The following is a 4,807-nucleotide window of genomic DNA, read 5'->3' on the forward strand; positions in this document are numbered from 1 at the left end:
GTTGGCGGTGCTGGAACCCACCGGCGCCTTGCCGGCTCGCAGCCTGGTCTTTTTTGACCGTCATGGGCAGCCGCTACAGCAGATGGCGGTGGCGCCGGACAGTGGCGGGTTGGCGTTCGAGGAACTGGTGTGCGCCATGCTTCACCCGGATCAGCAAACCCTCAACCTGCCGTCGGTGTTGCCGCGCGGGGTGGCGGGTGAGCTCGGTTCGCTCAGCCAGTTGGAGCGTGACTGGGCGAGCAGCACGGACGACGAAGAATTTGCCGGATTATTGCAGCGCTGTGCTCAACAGCGCGACGTCTTGTACCGCTCAGTGCGCGACAGCTTTGCCTGCCAGGTGCGGGTGGAAACATTGCCGGCGGTGTTGGCAGAAGCGGCTGTGCGGGACACGGTAACGACCCTGTGTGTGGGCAATCAGGGGGTGCGCCTGTGCATGACCGCGCCCTGGTCGTCGCCTCGCTGGCAGGGAAGCCATTGCCATCTGGCCCATAACGGCGCTTTGGTGTCGCTGGACATGGCAAAGATGGACAGCCTGTGGCGGCTGCGCAAGCCCGGCGATGGGCAGGTGGTTACCGCCCTGGAAGCGTTGGATAACCGGGGTCAGTGGTTGTGGACTCTGTCCGCCGGTGACGAGGAAAGCCTGTGGCGAGCGCTATTGCGCGACAGCATCATTCGCTGACGCTGGTGTCTCCGTAGAATGTTGCCCTGGAACGCGAGCCGTTGCCGGCTTACCCCGGCCCCAATGAAAGCCATGGGGAATATGGTAGGGAAAGGTAACGGCTGGGCCGGCCGCTGTAGCGGTGATCGAACTGCGGGAATTCACAGCCGGCCAGGCAGGGCTGGGGGCGATACTGGTGTTGCCCGGTGTGCAGATTCAGGCGCAATTGCCCGGGTTCACCGGCGTCATCCTGGTGGTGGGTAAAATATTGCCCAGGGCGTCGGTCACCGAGAAATCGTCAAAGTGCACCAGTTCCACGACCCGTTCATCACCTTCTTCGCGGTAATTGCCGAAATGAAAAACGGCAAAAGGGCCCGGTTCAAATAGACGATGAGCCTAAAAGTGATCGTCGAACTGTTTCAGCAGCTGGATGATCTGGCCGGTTTCCTGCTCCATGCCTTTCAGGGCTTCCTCTGCCATGGGGGCTATATCGCACTGCCCGGGCAGGGGGTGGTCCGCTTCCAGAATGGCCCGGAAGCGGGCGATGAAAACCCACTGTAGCCATTCGCTGAAATTCATGGTGTCCGCAAAAAACGGCGTGCTGCTATTGAAGGCGGATGGCGCAGGCGGTTGTGGAGCCCACAGACCTTGCTGGTCCAGTTCCGTTTGCAATTCATTGAGCAGCGAGGCGAGTTGGGTGCGTTGGCTCATGGGGGAAATCATCCGCAGTCAGTCATCGAAGAGCGGCACCAGATCCGGTAGCTCATGCAGATTGTGGATATGGTGATGGGGGCGGTCCAGTTCAACCGGCCAGGGCAGATCGATAAGGTTGGCCCAGACGGCATGCATGCCGTGTTCGCGGGCAGCGTGCACATCTTCCAGCGGGTGGTCGCCCACGTGGACGGCCTGGTGGGCCTGAACCCCGGCGGATTGCAGGGCGGCATGGAACATGTCCGGGGCGGGTTTGCGCTTGCCGATGGTTTCCGCCGAGTGATGGAACGCGAATAGTTCGGCGATGCCAATCTGGCGCAGGTCGGCGTTGCCGTTGGTGAGCGCGCCCAGCTGGTAGCTGTCTGCCAGGGTTTCCAGCACGTCGCGGGCACCGGGAAAAAACGATACCTGGTTGCGGGCCTGATGAAAGACCGCAAAAGCGTCCAGGGCGATCTTGCGGGCTTCCGCGTTGCTGAACCCGGCGTCCATGAAGGCGCGGGTCATGGCGTCCTGGCGCAGGGCAGTCAGGTTGTCCAGGTAACCGGGATTTTCCTTGAGCAGGGCGGTACGCACCATGCGGACCCGCTCCGCGTCGAGGGCGCGGGCGGCATCCGGATGGCGCTCAGCGATCCAGTCACTACAGGCTTTCTCGGCCTTGCGGATCACTTCATCCACGGGCCACAGCGTGTTATCCAGATCGAAGGTAATCAGCTTGAGTGTGCTCATGGACGGTAGTTTATCGTAAAACCGTTAATGGCAGCACACCGCTTTATTCGCGTCGGGCATTGGGCATTGGGCGTCCTGCGTCAGGCGCCAAGGATTACTCGTCTTCGTCCTTGCGGCGCTGGGCCCTTGGGTGGGCGCCATCGTAGACCTGGGCCAGATGCTGGAAGTCCAGATGGGTGTAGACCTGGGTAGTGGCCAGATCGGCGTGGCCGAGCAGTTCCTGCACCGCACGCAGGTCGCCGGAGGATTCCAGCAGGTGGGTAGCGAAGGAGTGGCGTAATTTGTGCGGGTGCAGATGGTCGTCGAGACCGCGCTCCAGGGCGTGCCGCTTGAGCCGTTGCTGCACGCTGGAAGGCGACAGGCGACGGCCGTTCTTGCTAATAAACAGGGCGCTCTGCTCGCTGCTTTTGATCAGCAGGGGGCGGACTTTCAGCCAGCGGCGTACGGCGGTGAGGGCGGGTTTGCCCACCGGTAACTGGCGGGTCTTGTTGCCTTTACCGGTGACCAGTAGCTGGCCGTCGCGCAGGTCGATGCTGTCCAGATTCAGGCTTAGCAGCTCTGCCAGCCGCAGGCCGCAGGCGTAGAGCAGCTCCATCATGGCCTGATCGCGCAGGGCCAGCGGTTCGCTGCTGTGGGTGCCGGCATCCAGCAGGTGGCTGACCTGATCCGCGTCCAGCGCCTTGGGCAGGCGTTTGCCGCTTTTCGGGGCGCGGATATCCATGGCCGGGTTATCACGGGCCAGCCCTTCGCGCATCAGGTAGCGGAAAAACGTGCGCAGTGTGGAGAGCATGCGCTGGATGGTCTTGCCGCTTTTGCCCTTGCGGTGCAGTGAGGCGGCCAGACTGCGAATGTCGTGCACGGTGAGGGCATCCCAGGGCTGGGTGCCCAGCACTTTTCGGGCTTCGATCAGGTCCCGCTGATAGCTGCTCACGGTGTGCGGGGAAAGGCGGCGCTCGCTGGCCAGATGGGTCAGGAAAGCGTTGATAGTGGACGGTTGGCAGTTGGCGGCTTGGGAGAGGTTTTTGCTTTCGCTGTCCACTGTCAGCTGTCCACTGTCAGCTTGGTCTTGTTTTGGTGGGGATATTGACGCACTACCTCATGCAGGCGGCGGCTCAGCACCTGGCCAATATGGGTAATGAACAGGGTGCCCAGGGAGCTGCGGAAGTGCATGGCGCTTTTGCTGCCGATGGCCAGCAGGCCCAGGCGACCCTGGTATTCCAGCGGCACCATGGCGGCGGAGCGAATGTCGGTGGCGTTGTCCTGGAACAGCGCTTCCATTTCTTCCGTGCGCATGGCGCCGCACACCGCCTTGCCGCTGCGCAGCAGGTGATTCAGGGCGCTGGGCAGGGCGTCGCTGTCCACGCAACGGATCTGGTTGCGCAGGTCGCCAAGAATAGGCACTTCCCGGTCGTACAGCATCAGCGCCACCTGGTCGCAGTGGAAGTCTGTGCTCAGGCTGGTGAGGAGATTGCGGAACAGTTTTTCGGCGCCGCGGGCTTCCAGCAGCGACAGGGTCAGGCGGCGGGTCTTGTCGAACAGGTGATCATTTTCCCGGGCCACATCCAGCAGGCCGTTGAGCCGGTCGCGCAGCTCGGTGTTGCGCTCGCGCAGAATCGACGCTTGGCGCTCCAGCAGCGATACCGCCTCGCCTTTGGAATCGGGCAGACGTAACAGTTCCAGCAGTTCCGGGCGATGCTGAAAGAAATCGGCATGTTCACGCAGGTAGGCGGCGACCTGGTCGGCGCTGGCTGGAGTCTGATCCGTCATCAATCCTGTCCTTTGTCATCATTCGGGTCAGTCGGCACTGACATCGCCGATGTTCGTAATCGCCTGCTAAAGAGTGATTTCAATAGCGCCATCATAGACATGGCTGGCGGGGCCTGTCATCTGGATGCCGCCCTGGCCATCGTAGCAGACTTGCAGCGTACCGCCCGGCAGGTGCACGGTGACGGCGGCATCCAGCCAGCCCCGACGTTGGCCAATGACCACAGCGGCGCAGGCGCCGGATCCGCAGGCCAGGGTTTCGCCGGCACCCCGTTCGTAGACGCGCAGGCGGATTTCGTTGCGGCTGACGATCTGCATAAAGCCCACGTTCACCCGCTCGGGGAATTGCTCATGGCTTTCCAGCAGCGGGCCGGCGCTCTCCACTGGCGCGGTATCCACGTTTTCTACCAATAAGGTGCAGTGGGGGTTGCCCAGGCCCACGGCGCCCACTTCCCAGGCCTGTGTGCCGGACACCAGGAAGTAGCTGTCCGCTTCACTTTTGGCGGTCATGGGAATGGCGTCCAGCGCCCAGCGAGGTGCGCCCATGTCTACGGTGACCTGCTCATCATCGGTGACGGTGAGGGTCATCTGGCCGGCGGCGGTTTCCACCTGTATTTCACGCTTGTCCGTGAGCCCCTGTTCGCGCACAAACCGGGCAAAGCAGCGGGCCCCGTTGCCGCACTGGCTCACTTCGGAGGCGTCGGCATTGAGGATGCGGTAGCGGAAATCGGCGTCAGCGGAACGGGCGGGCTGTACGATCAACATCTGATCGAAGCCCACGCCAAAGTGGCGGTCGCCCAGGCGCCGGATTTCATCCGCCGGCATCGGCAGGCCGGTTTCCGGCAAGGTCTGGCGAATGCCGTCGATCACCATGAAATCGTTGCCCAGGCCGTGCATTTTTGTAAAGCGCAGGTTCATGCGGAATATCCGGTGCGACTAAAAGGCCAT

6 protein-coding genes are annotated in these 4,807 nt (G+C 62.4%); 1 reads left to right on the forward strand and 5 read right to left on the reverse strand.

Translation table 11 applies throughout. The annotated features are described in order from the left end of the window. A partial coding sequence (locus A3730_RS05595) for a hypothetical protein (protein WP_063537674.1) occupies positions 1 to 679 on the forward strand: 679 nt, incomplete at its 5' end. A 375-nt stretch (positions 680 to 1,054) separates the two neighbouring features. Here the strand turns inward: A3730_RS05595 and A3730_RS05600 are convergent. From A3730_RS05600 to dapF, 5 genes are all read right to left on the reverse strand, one after another. Then, positions 1,055 to 1,369, reverse strand: coding sequence for a YqcC family protein (locus A3730_RS05600; protein ID WP_082872270.1), 315 nt, complete (start codon positions 1,367 to 1,369; stop codon positions 1,055 to 1,057). A gap of 18 nt (positions 1,370 to 1,387) precedes the next feature. Next, positions 1,388 to 2,095 carry an HAD family hydrolase gene (locus tag A3730_RS05605; RefSeq protein ID WP_063520618.1) on the reverse strand — a complete coding sequence of 236 codons (708 nt, stop codon included), beginning with the start codon at positions 2,093 to 2,095 and terminating at the stop codon, positions 1,388 to 1,390. 94 nt (positions 2,096 to 2,189) lie between these two features. Then, positions 2,190 to 3,134 (reverse strand): tyrosine recombinase XerC, encoded by a 945-nt coding sequence (xerC, locus tag A3730_RS05610; protein WP_304439467.1) that lies wholly within the window; start codon positions 3,132 to 3,134, stop codon positions 2,190 to 2,192. A 2-nt stretch (positions 3,135 to 3,136) separates the two neighbouring features. Further along, positions 3,137 to 3,862: a DUF484 family protein gene (locus A3730_RS05615; protein WP_063519332.1), complete on the reverse strand. Its 726-nt coding sequence runs from the start codon at positions 3,860 to 3,862 to the stop codon at positions 3,137 to 3,139. A gap of 66 nt (positions 3,863 to 3,928) precedes the next feature. Continuing rightward, positions 3,929 to 4,777: a diaminopimelate epimerase gene (dapF, locus tag A3730_RS05620; protein ID WP_063519333.1), complete on the reverse strand. Its 849-nt coding sequence runs from the start codon at positions 4,775 to 4,777 to the stop codon at positions 3,929 to 3,931. Positions 4,778 to 4,807: the final 30 nt, after the last annotated feature.

It is taken from the genome of Alcanivorax sp. HI0044 (assembly GCF_001634945.1).

Coding starts and splice junctions, on each gene's coding strand:
- A3730_RS05605 (WP_063520618.1), bottom strand. CDS start 2,095: ATGAGCACACTCAAGCTGATTACCTTCGATCTGGATAACACGCTGTGG.
- A3730_RS05615 (WP_063519332.1), bottom strand. CDS start 3,862: ATGACGGATCAGACTCCAGCCAGCGCCGACCAGGTCGCCGCCTACCTG.
- dapF (WP_063519333.1), bottom strand. CDS start 4,777: ATGAACCTGCGCTTTACAAAAATGCACGGCCTGGGCAACGATTTCATG.
- A3730_RS05600 (WP_082872270.1), bottom strand. CDS start 1,369: ATGAGCCAACGCACCCAACTCGCCTCGCTGCTCAATGAATTGCAAACG.